Origin of the sequence: Xanthomonas sp. WHRI 8932A, from assembly GCF_035012785.1 — a bacterium.
GTDB lineage: Bacteria > Pseudomonadota > Gammaproteobacteria > Xanthomonadales > Xanthomonadaceae > Xanthomonas.
Genome location: NZ_JAYGQQ010000001.1, coordinates 578,425 through 593,821 on the forward strand (window position 1 = coordinate 578,425; position 15,397 = coordinate 593,821).

The window sequence follows — 15,397 nt, forward strand, 5'->3', positions numbered from 1 at the left end:
GTGCGCTGGATCGGGAACGATGGGCGCATGGGTAGCCAGTGATGATGCGCGACCCACCTACCGGGCAGCGCGTACGCACAATACCGAAGGCTTACCTGCTGAACACCCTTGGCAGGCACCGCAGCTCGGTGGTGGCCGCCCAAAACGCCGCGTACGTCCACGCGCCAGCCAAGGCACGCCGCGCGGGTGACTCAATTGAGCTTCGCGCCACCCTGCAAGCGCTCGCTCAACCGGGCCTTGAACTGCTCGAATTCCATGCCATCGGCCTGGGCCTCGGCATGCGCGGCATCTTTCAGCGCGTCCGAGTAGGTCAGGCGCACGGGGGTGCCCTGGCGTTCGTGCAGTTCGGCGGCGCGCATGATCAGCGTCAACACCTGCGCGGCGCTGGTGCTTTCGCCAGCGATGCGGCCGTCCATGCCCAGCACCCATTCGCCGTCGCGGCGGACGATGCCGGCCAGCAGCGTGCGTTGCTGGTCGCGCAGTTCGGCATGCGCTTCGATCGGCGATTCGGCCGTGGCCTTGGCGGCGGCCTGGTTGCGCTGGCGCTCGGTTGCACGCTTGCGGGCATCGCGGCGCAACTTGGAATCGGTGGACATGCAGGCTCCTGTAGGGTCAAAGATGGTTGGCCGGCTCCAGAGGCACTGCCTCGGTGGCCTGGCGGTGCCGCAGACGGCGGCCGCTGCGGCGCTCCCAGCGCCAGAATAGCCAGCCCAGCAGGAAAAAACCGGTCATGCCGATCGCCAGATGCCGGGGGTGTTCACTGAGCAGCGGCGACAACACGCCGGCCACCACCGTGTTGGTCATCAACTGGGTGAAGGCCTGCAGCGACGACGCCAGGCCGCGCTGCTGCGGGTACATGTCCAGCACCGCCAGCGCCAGGATCGGGAAGATCAACGCCATACCGACACCGGCCAGAAAGATCGGCAGCACCGCCCATGGCAGCGCGATCTGCGCTACCGACAAGGTGTAGCCCAGGTTGGCGAGCGCGGCCACGCCGCAGCAGATGAAGCCGATGCGGATCTGCCGCACCGGGTTCATCTGGCCGGCCATGCGCCCGGACAGAAACGAGCCCAGCGTCATACCGCCGATGGTGGGAATGAACAACCAGGCAAAGTCGCCTTCGCCCAGATGCAGGTGCTGCATGATCAGCACCGGCGCCGAAGCGATGTACAAGAAAATGCCGGCGAAGTTGAACGCACCGGCCGCCGCCAGGCGCTGGAAGCGCGGGTTGAAGCCGATCCGCACGTAGTCGTGCAGCAAGCGCTTGAGCTGCAGCGGCGTACGCGCTTCCACCGGGTGGGTTTCCGGCAACCAGAGCATGGTCGCGATCAGCAGCACCAGCCCGAACACCATCAGAAACCAGAAGATCAGTGGCCAGCCGGCGCCGCTGAGCAGGATCCAGCCGCCGATGATCGGCGCGATGGCCGGCGCAATGCCGAAGATCATCGACACCTGGCTCATCAGCCGTTGCGCGTCCGGGCCATGGAACAGGTCGCGGATCACCGCACGGCCAACGATCATGCCCACGCCGGCCGACAGGCCCTGCAACGCGCGGAAGGCCAGCAGCGTGGGCAGATCCTGCGACAGCGCGCAGCCGATCGAGCCGGCAATGAATAGCACCAGCCCGCCCAGGATCACCCGTTTGCGGCCCCAGGCGTCGGAGAGCGGCCCATGCGCGATGCTCATCACCCCGTAAGCCAGCAGGTAGACGCTGATGGTCTGCTGGATCGCCACCTGGTCCACCGCCAGGCTGCGGCTGAGCCGCGAGAACGCCGGGAAGATGGTGTCGATGGAGAACGGGCCGAACATCGCCAGCCCGGCGAGCAGCAGCGCCATGCGACGGGTGGAAGGCGTGGTGGGGGTCATGCAGGAATCCGAAACGTGGTGCATCGGGGGACGCACGCCGGCATCCGCGAGTTGCGGCGCCGGGATGAGCACAAGGGAGAAGATGATAGGCGCTCGCCGTTGCAAGGTTAAGCAGACGCAAGTGCGGCAGCCCAGGTGCGATCGGCCCGGCGGGTGCGCCAGGCGGCGCAGCCCCACGCTATAATCGGCCCGGCAACACGGTGGGAGAAGCGGCACTGCCGCTGCCGAAGGCGCAACAGCCCGTAATCGCTCAGGCCCGATACCATCCGCAGTACAACTCTGGAGAGACCGGCCGATGCCGGCGCCGAAGGGGCACGGAACGCAGGCAGGCCAATGGCCAGGCCGCGTTTTTAAACTCTCAGGCAAAAGGACAGAGGGGCGCGAGGAAGACCGTCGCTGCGGCGGGTCGTGGTGCGCTGTGCGCGCCGGGCCGGCCAGGAGACGTGTCGACCATTCGTCTGCCCCCTGACCCGGATGCCCGCCATGTCCCAGACCTCGTCTTCCCTGCGCGACCTCGAACACCACAGCGCGTTCGTCGAACGCCACATCGGCCCCAATGACGCAGAAATCGCGCAGATGCTGGACGTGGTCGGCCACGCCTCGCTGGATGCGCTGACCGACGCCATCGTGCCGGGCAACATCAAGTCGCCGGCTGCGCTGGCGCTGCCCGAGTCGATCACCGAAGAAGAAGCGCTGGCCAAGATTCGCGCCATCGCCAGCAAGAATCAGGTGCAGCGCACCTTTATCGGCCAGGGCTATTACGGCACCCACACGCCCAAGGTCATTCTGCGCAACATCCTGGAAAACCCTGCCTGGTACACCGCGTACACGCCGTACCAGGCAGAGATTTCGCAGGGCCGCATGGAAGCGTTGATCAACTTCCAGACCCTGTGTGCGGATCTGACCGGCATGCAGATCGCCAACGCCTCGCTGCTGGACGAAGCCACCGCTGCGGCCGAAGCGATGACGCTGGCCAAGCGTTCGGCCAAATCCAAATCCGACATCTTCTTCGTGCACGACGCGGTGCACCCGCAGACGCTGGAACTGTTGCGCACGCGCGCCGAGCCGCTGGGCATCGTGTTGCGCGTCGGCACCCCGGACGAAGCCTTGCAGGCCGAGTGCTTCGGCGTGCTGCTGCAATACCCGGACAGCTTTGGCCAGCTTCACTTCGACACCATCGGCGGCCACGCCGCGCTGGCCGATGCGGTGCATGCGCAGGGCGGCCTGGTGGCGGTGGCCACCGATCTGCTCGCCCTGACCCTGATCGCCTCGCCCGGCGAATGGGGCGCAGATATCGTGGTCGGCAACTCGCAGCGTTTTGGCGTGCCGTTCGGATTTGGCGGCCCGCATGCGGCCTTCATGGCCTGCCGCGATGCGTACAAGCGCTCGATGCCGGGCCGCTTGATCGGCGTATCGATCGATGCCGCCGGCAACCCCGCATATCGCCTGACCCTGCAGACGCGCGAGCAACATATCCGCCGCGAAAAGGCCACCTCCAACATCTGCACCGCGCAGGTGCTGCTGGCAGTGATGGCCTCGATGTACGCGGTCTACCATGGCCCCGATGGCCTGACCCGCATTGCCCGTCGCACCCATCGCCTGACCGTGATCCTGGCTGCTGCGCTGCGTAGCGCTGGCGTGAGCGTCGGCGAACATTTCTTCGACACGCTGCACGTCAAGGCGATCGATGCCGATGCCATCCATGCACGTGCGCGTGCGGCCGGCATCAACCTGCGTGCCATCGACAGCGAAGCGGTGGGTATCAGCCTGGACGAAACCAGCACGCGCGCCGATGTGGTAGCGCTGGCGCAGTTGTTCGGTGCCCAGGCGGACATCGATGTGCTGGATGCGGCCACCGCCGATGCGTTGCCGCAAGGCCTGCTGCGCACCAGCCCGTTCATGACACACCCGGTATTCAACACCCACCACAGCGAACACGAACTGCTGCGTTACATGCGCTCGCTGGCCGACAAGGATCTGGCGATGGATCGCACCATGATCCCGCTGGGTAGCTGCACCATGAAGCTCAACGCCACCGCCGAAATGATCCCGGTGACCTGGCCGGAATTCGGCGCGATCCATCCGCTGGCGCCGGCCGAGCAGTCGGCCGGCTATGCGCAGCTGATCGAGGAACTCGAAGCGATGCTGGTCGAGTGCACTGGCTACGACGCGGTGAGCCTGCAGCCCAACTCCGGCGCGCAGGGCGAATACGCCGGCCTGCTGGCGATCCGGGCCTATCACCGTTCGCGTGGCGAGGCGCATCGCGACATCTGCCTGATTCCCGAATCCGCGCATGGCACCAACCCGGCCTCTGCACAGATGTGCGGCATGACGGTGGTGGTCACCAAGTGCGATGCCAACGGCAATGTCGACGTCGAAGACATTCGCGCCAAGGCGGAGAAGTATTCCGATCGTCTGGCCGCGCTGATGATCACCTACCCGTCCACGCACGGCGTGTTCGAAGAAGACGTGGTGGCGATCTGCGAAGCGGTGCATGCGCATGGCGGCCAGGTCTACACCGACGGCGCCAACATGAATGCCCTGGTCGGCGTGGCCCAGCCCGGCAAATGGGGCTCGGATGTGTCGCACCTCAACCTGCACAAGACCTTCTGCATTCCGCACGGCGGCGGCGGCCCGGGCGTGGGCCCGTGTGCGGTCAAATCGCATCTGGCGCCGTTTTTGCCGCGCACGCTGGGCGGCGAAGGGGATGTGGGCATGGTCAGCGCGGCCAGCTATGGCTCGGCCTCCATCCTGCCGATCAGCTGGATGTACGTGACCATGATGGGCAGTGGCGGCTTGCGCAAGGCCACGCAGGTGGCATTGCTCAACGCCAACTACATCGCCAAGCGGCTGGCACCGCATTACAAGACGCTGTACACCGGCCGTAATGGCCTGGTGGCGCACGAGTGCATCCTGGATGTGCGGCCGCTGGAAAAGACCAGCGGCATCGGCGCCGAAGATATCGCCAAGCGTTTGATCGACTTCGGCTTCCACGCGCCGACGCTGAGCTTCCCGGTCGCCGGCACCTTGATGGTAGAGCCGACCGAAAGCGAATCGCAGCACGAACTGGACCGTTTCATCGACGCGATGATCCAGATCCGCGAAGAGATCAGCGCCATCGAAGACGGCCGCCTGGACCGCGACGACAACCCGCTCAAGCACGCACCGCACACCGCCACGCAGGTGTCGGCCAGCGAGTGGACCCATGCCTACCCGCGCGAGCTGGCCGCCTTCCCGCTGCCGAGCCTCAAGCAGCAGAAGTACTGGCCGCCGGTGGCGCGCGTGGACAACGTCTATGGCGACAAGAACGTGATGTGCGCCTGCATCCCGGTGGATGCGTACAAGGAAGACGCCGAGGTCTGAGTGGCATGACAGACGCGGTAACCATCAAACCCGGCTGGTGAAACAGCCGGGTTTTTTTGTTGCGTCATGCGATGCGGGCCAGCTGCGCGAGAGGGGCGACATTCATGGCGACTGCACGCCGGTTGCAGCACGACCAGTGAGCGTGCGGTATCGACATGCTGGCAGCGACACGCTCGCTACCAGAGCCGCTGCTGGAGCTACCGCCCTTCATTGAAACTGCACTTGCAGAGTGTGTGCGTCTGCATTGTTTTGCTTCAGAGGCATCGCCGATCGCAGCTACCAACCGATGCCACGCACGCCCTGCGCGCGCGTTTGCCTCGCCTACACATGCGCTGGGCATGATGGCGAACGCCTCCCCTTATGGCAGAACCTTGCGCATGCTTGCACTGAAACATCTCGGCACCTTGTTGTTGGCAGCTACCCTGCTACTCGGCTGCGCGCCACGTCGCCCCGGTGAGGTACCTGCGCTGGTGCATGCGCCCGATGCGCGTGCCGAGCTGGTACAGACCGATGCGGGCGTGGTGCGTGGCGTGGCAAGCGCACACGGCAAGGCGTTTTTGGGCGTGCCGTTCGCAGCGCCGCCGGTGGGCGCGCTGCGCTTCCATGCACCGCAACCGGCAGTGGCCTGGAAGGATGTTCGCGATGCCACGCAGGCCGGGCCCGCCTGCCTGCCGCGGTATCGCTTCGGGCAAAAACACCTCTCCGAAGACTGCCTTACGCTGAACATCTACGCACCGCCCGGGCCTGCGCCGGCACACCCGCGCGCGGTCATGGTGTGGATCTACGGTGGAGCATTGGAGCTGGGCAGCAATGCCGACTACGACCTGAGTGCGTTGGCGGCGCGGCAGAATGTCATCGTGGTGGCCCCCAACTATCGGCTGGGGGTCTTCGGATTCTTCGCGCACCCGAGTCTGCGTGGCGAAGGCGAAGGCGCGTATGCGCTATTGGATCAACAGGCCGCATTGCGCTGGGTGCAACGCAATATCGCTGCCTTCGGCGGCGATGCGCACAACGTCACCGTGTTCGGTGAATCCGCCGGCGCGTGGAGCATCTGTTACCAGCTCGCGTCGCCAGGCGCGCGTGGCCTGTTTCAGCGTGCGATTCTGCAGAGCGGTAGCTGTCTTGCATCCGATTCGAGCGTGACGCGCGCCGAGGCAGAGCGCGGCGGTACGCGCATGGCACAGACGCTTGGCTGCGAGCGGGCAAGCGATGTGGCCGCGTGCCTGCGCACACTGCCTGCCGAGGCATTGGCCGATGCAACACCGCAGCGCCGCGGCTTGACCGGCAGCGATGCCTGGGCGCCGATGGCCGGCGGCGATGTACTGCCGGTAGTGCCCGCCGAAGCGATTGCCAACGCGCAGCATGCGCAAGTCCCGGTCCTGATCGGCAACAACCGCGATGAGGGTCGCCTGTTCGCCCAACTGCTGTCCTACATCGGCAAGCTCACGCTGCGCAGCGGTTATGAAGCGCGCATCCGGCGCATGTATGCGGCACCGGCGCCGATCATGGCGCACTACGCAGATGTCGCGGCGCAGTCGCGCTGGGAGGCCTTTGCCGACATCGTCACCGACGGCGGCTTCGCCTGCCCCACGCGCCGGCTTGGGCAAGCCTTGCGCACTCATGCCGCGGTGTATGCGTATGAGTTCGACGACCCGCAGGCGCCTTACGGCCTATGGCGCTTGCCGTTCTCGCGGCCATTGGGCGCGTTTCACGCCTCCGAACTGGCATATCTGTTTCAACGCCCCTGGGTACTCAGTGGCGACCCGCAGTTCAATGCCGCGCAACAGGCGTTTTCCGACACTTTGCAGGACTATTGGGGCGCGTTTGCCCGTACTGGCGACCCCAATGGTGGCGGGCGACCGCCGTGGCCGCGCTTCGATGGCGACACACCGTTGACGGTGTCGCCACACAGGATCGGTACCACACCCGACTTCGTACAGCGCCATCGCTGCACGTTCTGGGATGCACAGGCGCAAGCCGCTGCAGCTCCGCCACCTGCGCGTTCGCAACAGCATCAGCAAGACCTCACACGCGATGGTCAACGATGAGCCTGTCCTAGACGAGGCCGCAGCTGCATCCAGACACGCCGATGACGCAGATGCCGCTGGCCCCAGGTGCCGGCCTTCGCTCAGTTACATGCAATCAACGTTACAGGAGTGCTCCATGTCCACATCCACGTCATCCCCTTGCCCCGAGGTGCTGCTGCGCACCGGGCGTCGCGTCGCAGCGCTTGGCCTGGGCTCCTGGAATCTGGGCCAGGGCCGGCATCCGCCGCAGCAGGAGATCGAAGCACTGCTGACCGGCCAGCAACTAGGCATGCGCCTGATCGACACCGCCGAAATGTACGGCAACGGCCGTTCCGAGCAATTGATCGGCCAGGCCATCGACAGCGCACAACCGCCGTATCTGGTGTCGAAGGTGTTGCCGAGCAATGCAAGCGCACGTGGCATCGCACGCGCCTGCGAAGCCAGCCTGCAGCGGCTTGGCGTGCGCACCCTGGATCTGTATCTGCTGCACTGGCGCGGCGGGAGCGATCTTGCCGAAGTGGTCGCTGCGTTCGAAGCTTTGCGCGACGCCGGCAAGATCCGCGATTGGGGCGTGTCTAATTTCGATGTGGACGATATGCAGGATCTGTGGCGCATCGATGGCGGGCAGCGCTGCCTGGTCAATCAAGTGCTGTATCACGCCGGCAGCCGCGGGATCGAATTCGATCTGCTGCCGTGGTGCGCCGCTAATGAGGTGACGGTGATGGCGTACTCGCCACTGGGTAGCCGCGCATTGCTCGATCACCCGGTATTGCATGCCATCGGTGCACGACGTGGCGTGGCCGCCACCGCGGTGGCTTTGGCGTGGGCGATCCGCAGCGGCCAGGTCATCGCCATTCCCGAATCGGGTACGCCCGCACATGTGAGCGCGAACGCGGCGGCGTGCACTTTGCAACTGGACGCGCAGGATCTTGCAACGCTGGATAGCGCGTTCCCGCCGCCCATGCGCAAACAGCCGCTGGATCTGTTGTAGATCAAACACCACACGCGGCCTAATGCACATCGCGGATGTGGCGATGTTCGCAGCATGCGCGTGGTGTGTTTGGCATTGCACAGAGCGCGGTAGCGCACGCTTTGCGTTGCGCGACGTGTGTGTGTGTGAGTGTTCGTTCGCATGTAGACACACTCGTTTAACAGCGCCACTCCCAGGCTCGGTTGGATCGCTAGCATCCCAGCCCGCCAACGTGGAGTCCCCCATGGCCAAGTCCCCAAGTAAAGCCGCACAGGTTCCTTCTGTCGGCAGTTCCGCCAGCGCGCAGGAACTGCGCGGCACTGGCGACGAACTGCATCAGAAAGCCGGCGGCTCGCATCCGCAATTGACCACCAACCAGGGCATCCCGGTTGGCGATAACCAGAACTCGCTACGCGCTACGCCGCGCGGGCCGACATTGCTGGAAGACTTCATCCTGCGCGAGAAGATCACCCACTTCGATCACGAGCGCATCCCCGAGCGCATCGTGCATGCACGCGGCAGCGCCGCGCATGGCTACTTCGAGTTGACCAAATCGCTGAGTCAGTACACCACCGCCAAGATCTTCACCGAAGTGGGCGAAAAGACGCCGTTGTTTACGCGCTTTTCCACCGTTGCAGGCGGTGCCGGCTCGGTGGACACGCCGCGCGATGTGCGCGGGTTCGCGGTGAAGTTCTACACCAAGGAAGGCAATTGGGATCTGGTAGGCAACAACATCCCGGTGTTCTTCATCCAGGACGCGATGAAGTTCCCGGACCTGATCCATGCGGTGAAGATGGAGCCTGACCGCGGCTTTCCGCAGGCTGCCAGCGCGCATGACACGTTCTGGGATTTCATTTCGCTCACCCCCGAATCGATGCACATGATCATGTGGGCGATGAGCGACCGCACCATCCCACGCTCGCTGCGCATGATCGAAGGCTTCGGCATTCACAGCTTCCGCTTCCTCAACGCGGCCGGCGACAGCACCTTCGTCAAATTTCATTGGCGCCCGAAGCTGGGCCTGCAATCGACCATCTGGGACGAGGCCGTGAAGCTAGCCGGTGCCGACCCGGATTTCCAGCGCCGCGATCTGTTCGAGTCGATTCAAAACGGCGACTTCCCCGAGTGGGAGCTTGGCGTGCAGCTGTTTACCGAAGCGGAGGCCGAGGCGTTTCCGTTCGACCATCTGGATTCGACCAAGGTCATTCCGGAAGAACTGGTGCCGCTGCAGATTGTCGGCCGCATGGTGCTGGACCGCTGGCCGGACAACTTCTTTGCCGAAACCGAACAGGTGGCGTATTGCCCAGCCAACATCGTTCCCGGCATCGATTTCAGCAACGACCCACTACTGCAAGGACGCCTGTTCTCGTATCTGGATACGCAGTTGAGCCGTCTGGGCGGGCCGAATTTCCATCAGATCCCGATCAACGCACCTAAGTGTCCGTTCGCTAACAATCAGCGCGATGGGCATATGCAAATGGGTGTACCGAAGGGCCGCGTCGCCTACGAACCCAGTTCGCTGCAGGCGGATGCACCGCGCGAAGCGCTACGTGGATTCCCCAGCCATGCAACGCCTGCCGAAGATGGCGCAAAGGGCCGCGTGCGCGCAGAGAGTTTTGCCGATCATTACAGCCAGGCACGGTTGTTCTACCGCAGCCAGACCGCACCGGAACAGGCACATCTGGCCTCGGCGCTGGTGTTTGAACTGTCCAAGGTCGACACCGCGCACGTGCGCGAGGCCATCGTGGGTCATCTGCGTCATGTCGACCCGGCACTGGCGCAGCGCGTGGCTGACGGCATGGGCATGAGCAAACTACCGCCCGCACCTCCGGCAGCGGTTGCGCCCACCGACATGCCGTTGTCGCCCGCGCTGCAATTGATCGGCAAGATGAAGGACACCCTGCAGGGGCGCACGGTGGGCATTCTGATCCATGACGGCTCGGATGCCGCAGCGATCAAGGCCGTGCGCAAGGCTGCCGAAGCAGCTGGCGCAACAGTAAAAATCGTCGCACCCAAACGCGGTGGCGCCAAGCTCAGCGATGGCAAGCAGTTGGCCGCCGATGGCCAGCTGGCCGGCACGCCGTCGATCGTGTTCGATGCGGTGGCCGTGCTGCTGTCGTCGGAAGCGGCGAAGTTGCTGACCAACGAATCGGCGGCACTGGACTTCGTCAGCAATGCCTGGGCGCATCTGAAAGCGATTGCTTTCGACGACGGCGCGCAACTGCTGCTCAAGGCCGGCAATGTTGGCAAGGATGCAGGCATTGTCCCCGCGGCCGATACCAAGGCCTTCATCGCCGCAGCAAAGACCCGCCAGTGGGCGCGCGAGCCGAAGGTGCGCATGTTGGCGTAAGCGCGCAAGCGCAAACAGCGCCCCTGGACGCGAGCGACGTTACCGACATCGTTCGCGCCCAGGGCATCATGCAGAGAAACATCTATCGCTGTTTCGTTTGTCGGTAGAGAGTGTTCGAACAACGATGACGGCCGCTAGAAAGTGCGATGCATTTCGATGCGACACCCTACCGTCAAGCAACCCGCAGGACTGCTGGAAGTTCGGTTTTTGAGGGGATCGACGTGGGATCTATAACCTGAGAACGATCAGTAATCCTCAGGTGCAGCAAGCATCCCGATCGACCTCAGCCAGATGTACCAGAGCTATCAGGCACGAGGCGATGAATCAAAGCGCAGATCTTCGAAGATGGCTGAAAGACCGCGCTTGCAAGCGAAAGCCGCGGCGTCGCCAGCGTGACCACCATTGATTCAGACCTGTGCGCATCCACCTGCGCACCAGGTGCCGCCGAATCGAACATAAAGTGCGTGCCAGGACGCGTCGAAAAAATACCTGCCGCAGCGAATTCAAGCGTATGCAAAGCATTGCGCAACGCCGACAGCAAGGCATCTTCCGACGGCGCCCAGCGCAATCGGACAATGAACACCGCCTCATCGCGTTCGATCAGCGACGTCCGATCAGGCTCATCGCCCAACACCAGCGCGCACCCGGGACCGGCTGTCACCAGACCAAGTTCGTCATCGATCGCACACGCACGCGCGTAGTCGGTTGTGCCGCTATCGCACAGGGAGGGCTCAATTCCCGACCAGTCTGGCAAATCCACCGCATGCAGCAGAACAAGCGGCCCACCACCTGATTCAATCCATCGCAGCTGTGTCATTTCTTGTCTCGATAGCACATGAAAACAGGCACACCGGCGCGCGACGGCGGGGGGGGCCGTCAGTCGATCGCAGGCAGCGGCACGTGTTGCTGCGCAGTCGCCAGCGCGCGGTACTCGCGCGGCGTCATACCCACCGCTTGCTTGAACTGCCGCGCAAACGCGCTCTGGTCGCTGAAGCCGCAGGCATGGCCGATTTCGGTCAGGCTCTTTTTTCCGTGCAGCAAATGCATGGCCATCTGCAAACGCAACTTGGCCAGCACCTGCTGCGGGGTGAGCTGGAACACCTTGCGAAACGAGCGTTGCAGCTTGGACATCGAAAACCCGGTGATCTCCACCAATGCCTGCATGCGCACGTTTTGCGCGTAATTGGCGTTGAGGTACGCCAGCGCAAGCCTGAGTTTTTCGTACTGCGATTCGTGTCCGTCCTGCGGGCCGAGATCGCGCGAGATACCGATGATGCCCTGTACCTTGCCGTCGACCAGCAGCGGACGTTTGCAGGTAAGGCACCAGCCCGGCTCGCGGTTGGCGAACAGATGCAGTTCCAGCAGGTTGTCGATCACCTCACCCGCCAGCACCTGTTCGTCCTGATTGGCGTAGTTGGCGCCAAGACCGCTCGGGTAGACCTCGGCGACACGCTTGCCGATCAGTTCCTTGCGCGACTTCAGGCCCAGGCGCCGCAGCATGGTCTGGTTGACGTGGGTGTAGCGACCCTCGCGGTCCTTGACGAAAAACAGCACGTCCGGCACGGCATCGAACAACGCTTCCAGATCGGCAGGATCGATGCTCTTCATGCGAGAGGATTCATGCAGTGCGAGGGACTCGGGGCCAAGAGAGGCGCAGCGGTGCAGTGACGCATCAGCGTCTGCACACACCACCGGTGCGCAACGTCATGATACGCCGCGCCTGTCGCTTGGTTTGCAGGCGCTCAGCGCGGCTGTTCGGCCACGGTAGCGGTGACTGCAGCCCCGCCGTCCTTGGGAGCGTCGATGGAAGCACTGGTGGCGCCCATGCGATCGGCCGGCGTGCGCCGCGCTGACCAGGTCTGCACCACTGCCGCACCCGATTGCGACCCCACTTGTACGCGCAGACGCGCACCGGCAGTGGGCGCCACGAATTCGATTTCGCAATCGCCTGCGGCCATGCAGCTGTCCGCTGCCAACGGGTCGACCGGCTGCCAGCCCTGCTCGGCGATCGCCTGCGAAAACGCGCGATAGCTCATGCCTGGCTTGAGGGTCGCCGGCAACGGCACCAGCAGCTCGCTATTGGCGGCGTCTGTCGCGCTGGCAGTCACAGGCGCAGTGGCCACCGGCGCACGTGCAGGCACAGCCGCCGTGGGCCGCGGCGCGGCGCTCCAGGCAGGGCTGAAAATGAGGGCAAGCCCAAGCAAGGCCGGGCGGACGAACGTGCGCATGCGAAAGATCCTTGCGATCCTGGCAGGGATTGGGAAAGTTAAAGAAGCGCTATTTTGACACGTCGACATGACGCCCGGGCGATGATGCCGGCGCCCGATCAGCCGCCATTTCATCGCCGGTTATCCAACGGCACACCGCAAGCGCACTCGACTACGTGATTATCGGCGGCACACCGCGTTACTTGAGCGAGCGCGACAACAACGCGTATTTCCAGCTAGCTTGCGCAACACCATGCGTCTCCGCGCGATGTGCAGTTGCCGAATCTTCGATCGCCCTCAGCACGCGCCTGCTGCCGACCGAAGAACGCCACACAAAAAAAAAACGGCACGCCGCTGCAAGGCGGCGTGCCGTTTTTTCTAATGCATTACTGCCCGATATGCTGCTTCAACCAGCCGTTGACGGTGTCGTGCCACAGGATGCTGTTGTCCGGCTTGAGCACCCAGTGGTTCTCGTCAGGGAAGTACAGGAACTTGGAATCGATGCCCTTGCGCTGTAGCGCGGTGAAGGCAGCCAGGCCTTGTTCGACTGGGATGCGGAAGTCCTGCTGGCCATGGATTACCAGCATCGGCACCTTCCACTTGTCTACGTGCAGCACCGGATTGAACTTCTCGTAGCCGGCCGGGTTCTGCCATGGCGTGCCGCCGTTTTCCCACTCGGAAAACCACAACTCTTCGGTGGCGTAGCCCATGGTGCGGTTGTCGAATACGCCGTCGTGATCGACCAGGCACTTCCACGGGTGGTTCCCGTCTTTATCAAGCCACGTCCCTGCCATCCAATAGACCATGTAGCCGCCATAGCTGGCACCTAGCGCACAGGCCTTGTCGCCGTTGAGGAAGCCGTACTGCTTCTGCGCGGCAGTCCAGCCTTTTTGCAAGTCTTCCAGCGGGCGGTCGCCCCAATGCTGGCTGATCGCATCGGTAAATTCCTGGCCGTAACCGGTGGAGCCGTGGAAGTCGATCATCACCACCGCATAGCCCTGGCCGGCGTAGGTCTGTGGATTCCAGCGGTTGCTCCAGCCATTGCCGAAGCTGCCCTGCGGCCCGCCGTGGATCAGGAACGCCACCGGGTAGGTCTTGCCCTCCTGGTAGTTGTACGGCTTGACCACATAGCCGTGCACGGTGTCGTTGTTCCAGCCCTTGAACTGAAACTGCTCGTAGTCGCCGAACTGCACGTCGGGCAGTTGCTCGCCAGCGGTCTGGGTGATGGCACGCAGGTTCTGGCCCTGCACATCGCTGACGAAGATCTGATCGCCGCTCTTGAGCGAGTTGCGGGTAAACGCCAGCGTGCTGCCAGCCAGCGTCGGTGCATGCACGCTGCCCTCGCCCACCAGCTTGGTCGCTTCGCCACTGGCGATGTCGATCTTGAACAGCGGGTGTTCGCCCAGGTCATCGGCACTGGTGTAGATGCTACTGCCGTTATCGCCCAGCACGATTTCGCCGGCCGAGCGATCCCACTTCGGCGCGATCTCGCGCGTCTTGCCGCTGGCCACGTCCATCGCCATCAGGCCGAAGCGGTCGGCCTCGAAGCCGGGGCGCTTCATCGCGCGGTAGTACAGCGTCTTGCCATCGGCACTGAACACCGGGCCGGCATCCCAGGCCGGGTTGGCGGCGGTCAGATTGACCGGCGCGGATTTGCCGGCCGCATCCAGGCGATACAGGTCGAAGTTGGTCTGCCACGGCTCGTCGTTGCCGGTCGGCTTGGTGGCGGCCTTGGCGTTCTTACCTGCCTCTGGGCCATGCGGTTGCGGGATACGCACACTGGCGACCACGCTGGTGCCATCGGGCGACCAGGTGTAATCGTCGTTGCCACCGAACGGCTTGGACGGCGCATCGCCGGCCAGCGTGGCACTGATCGCCGAGGCGCCGACTACCGGTTTGGCGCCGGTTGCGGGCAGCTCGGAGACGAACAAGGTGTTGCGACGGCCATCGTTCCAGGTGTCCCAATGGCGCACGAACAGCTGGTCGTACACCACGCCGCTGGCCTTGGCATTCTTCACGCTGGCGAGCTTTTTCTTGGTGCAGTCCAGGTCAGAACCGCAGTCCTGAAACACGCCCGCACTGAAGGCGATGCGCTTGCCGTCTGGCGAGAGCTTGTAGCTGTCCAGGTCCACCGCAAACGCGGTGAGCTGCTGCGGAGTGCCGCCGGCCAGCGGCTGCGCGTACAGCTGCTGGATACCGGATTTGCTGCTGAGGAAGTACACCGTCTTGCCATCGGGCGACAGCGCCGGGCTGTTGACGTTCCAGCCTTCCGGGGTGAGCCGCTTGGGCGGCGACAAATCACGGGTGCGCAGGTTGCGCATCCACAGGCCGGTGGCCGGCTTGCCATTGGCGGTCTTGGCCTGGCGCTTGGCGAAGATCACCACGCCGCCATCGGGGCTGAGCGTGGGCGAGGACACTCGATCCAGCGCGACCATGTCGCGCACATCGAAACCGCGCGCGGCGGCAAGGGTTGGCAAGGCGGCCAACAGACACAGGGGCAGCACGGCGTGACGCAGCTTCATAGAGAGTTCCTGCAACGGCAAAACGTCGATGGTAGGCGTTGCTGCAGCGCACGCGCAAAGGCTTGCGCTTGCGCCTGCCTGCGCGGTTGCGT

Annotated in this window: 10 protein-coding genes and 1 riboswitch; of the genes, 4 read left to right on the forward strand and 6 right to left on the reverse strand. The window is 64.1% G+C overall.

What is annotated here, in order from left to right; genetic code table 11:
- Positions 1-191: 191 nt before the first annotated feature.
- Positions 192-596, reverse strand: a complete 405-nt coding sequence (locus tag VC212_RS02555; RefSeq protein WP_055845632.1) for a hypothetical protein — start codon at positions 594-596, stop codon at positions 192-194.
- 16 nt (positions 597-612) lie between these two features.
- Positions 613-1,866 carry a multidrug effflux MFS transporter gene (locus tag VC212_RS02560; RefSeq protein ID WP_055845634.1) on the reverse strand — a complete coding sequence of 418 codons (1,254 nt, stop codon included), beginning with the start codon at positions 1,864-1,866 and terminating at the stop codon, positions 613-615.
- Between the two features lie 269 nt (positions 1,867-2,135).
- Positions 2,136-2,250, forward strand: a riboswitch (glycine riboswitch).
- Between the two features lie 90 nt (positions 2,251-2,340).
- On the opposite strand from VC212_RS02560, the gene gcvP reads away from it, so the two are divergent.
- From gcvP to VC212_RS02580, 4 genes are all read left to right on the forward strand, one after another.
- Complete coding sequence (gcvP, locus tag VC212_RS02565; RefSeq protein ID WP_323515771.1) at positions 2,341-5,229, forward strand: aminomethyl-transferring glycine dehydrogenase; 2,889 nt, start codon at positions 2,341-2,343, stop codon at positions 5,227-5,229.
- A 377-nt stretch (positions 5,230-5,606) separates the two neighbouring features.
- Positions 5,607-7,277: a carboxylesterase/lipase family protein gene (locus VC212_RS02570; protein WP_323515775.1), complete on the forward strand. Its 1,671-nt coding sequence runs from the start codon at positions 5,607-5,609 to the stop codon at positions 7,275-7,277.
- A gap of 115 nt (positions 7,278-7,392) precedes the next feature.
- The gene (locus VC212_RS02575) at positions 7,393-8,247 is read left to right on the forward strand and encodes an aldo/keto reductase (protein ID WP_323515777.1); all 855 of its coding nucleotides are present in this window, start codon (positions 7,393-7,395) and stop codon (positions 8,245-8,247) included.
- Between the two features lie 223 nt (positions 8,248-8,470).
- On the forward strand, positions 8,471-10,576 hold the full coding sequence (locus VC212_RS02580) for a catalase (protein ID WP_323515779.1): 2,106 nt from the start codon (positions 8,471-8,473) through the stop codon (positions 10,574-10,576).
- A gap of 283 nt (positions 10,577-10,859) precedes the next feature.
- Here VC212_RS02580 and VC212_RS02585 read toward each other — a convergent pair whose 3' ends face one another.
- The 4 genes from VC212_RS02585 to VC212_RS02600 form a co-directional block, all read right to left on the reverse strand.
- A complete protein-coding gene (locus VC212_RS02585; RefSeq protein ID WP_323515781.1) occupies positions 10,860-11,393 on the reverse strand; it encodes an Imm21 family immunity protein in 534 nt (177 codons plus the stop codon).
- A gap of 59 nt (positions 11,394-11,452) precedes the next feature.
- Positions 11,453-12,184, reverse strand: a complete 732-nt coding sequence (locus VC212_RS02590) for an AraC family transcriptional regulator (protein ID WP_115512290.1) — start codon at positions 12,182-12,184, stop codon at positions 11,453-11,455.
- A 134-nt stretch (positions 12,185-12,318) separates the two neighbouring features.
- Positions 12,319-12,804, reverse strand: coding sequence for a hypothetical protein (locus VC212_RS02595; RefSeq protein ID WP_323515784.1), 486 nt, complete (start codon positions 12,802-12,804; stop codon positions 12,319-12,321).
- 365 nt (positions 12,805-13,169) lie between these two features.
- Positions 13,170-15,305, reverse strand: coding sequence for a S9 family peptidase (locus VC212_RS02600; protein WP_323515787.1), 2,136 nt, complete (start codon positions 15,303-15,305; stop codon positions 13,170-13,172).
- Between the last annotated feature and the right edge of the window lie 92 nt (positions 15,306-15,397).

What these genes read in the sequence shown, in the direction of transcription:
- VC212_RS02555 (WP_055845632.1), bottom strand. Translation starts at nt 596, where the DNA reads ATGTCCACCGATTCCAAGTTGCGCCGCGATGCCCGCAAGCGTGCAACC.
- VC212_RS02560 (WP_055845634.1), bottom strand. Translation starts at nt 1,866, where the DNA reads ATGACCCCCACCACGCCTTCCACCCGTCGCATGGCGCTGCTGCTCGCC.
- gcvP (WP_323515771.1), top strand. Translation starts at nt 2,341, where the DNA reads ATGCCCGCCATGTCCCAGACCTCGTCTTCCCTGCGCGACCTCGAACAC.
- VC212_RS02570 (WP_323515775.1), top strand. Translation starts at nt 5,607, where the DNA reads ATGCTTGCACTGAAACATCTCGGCACCTTGTTGTTGGCAGCTACCCTG.
- VC212_RS02575 (WP_323515777.1), top strand. Translation starts at nt 7,393, where the DNA reads ATGTCCACATCCACGTCATCCCCTTGCCCCGAGGTGCTGCTGCGCACC.
- VC212_RS02580 (WP_323515779.1), top strand. Translation starts at nt 8,471, where the DNA reads ATGGCCAAGTCCCCAAGTAAAGCCGCACAGGTTCCTTCTGTCGGCAGT.
- VC212_RS02585 (WP_323515781.1), bottom strand. Translation starts at nt 11,393, where the DNA reads ATGACACAGCTGCGATGGATTGAATCAGGTGGTGGGCCGCTTGTTCTG.
- VC212_RS02590 (WP_115512290.1), bottom strand. Translation starts at nt 12,184, where the DNA reads ATGAAGAGCATCGATCCTGCCGATCTGGAAGCGTTGTTCGATGCCGTG.
- VC212_RS02595 (WP_323515784.1), bottom strand. Translation starts at nt 12,804, where the DNA reads ATGCGCACGTTCGTCCGCCCGGCCTTGCTTGGGCTTGCCCTCATTTTC.
- VC212_RS02600 (WP_323515787.1), bottom strand. Translation starts at nt 15,305, where the DNA reads ATGAAGCTGCGTCACGCCGTGCTGCCCCTGTGTCTGTTGGCCGCCTTG.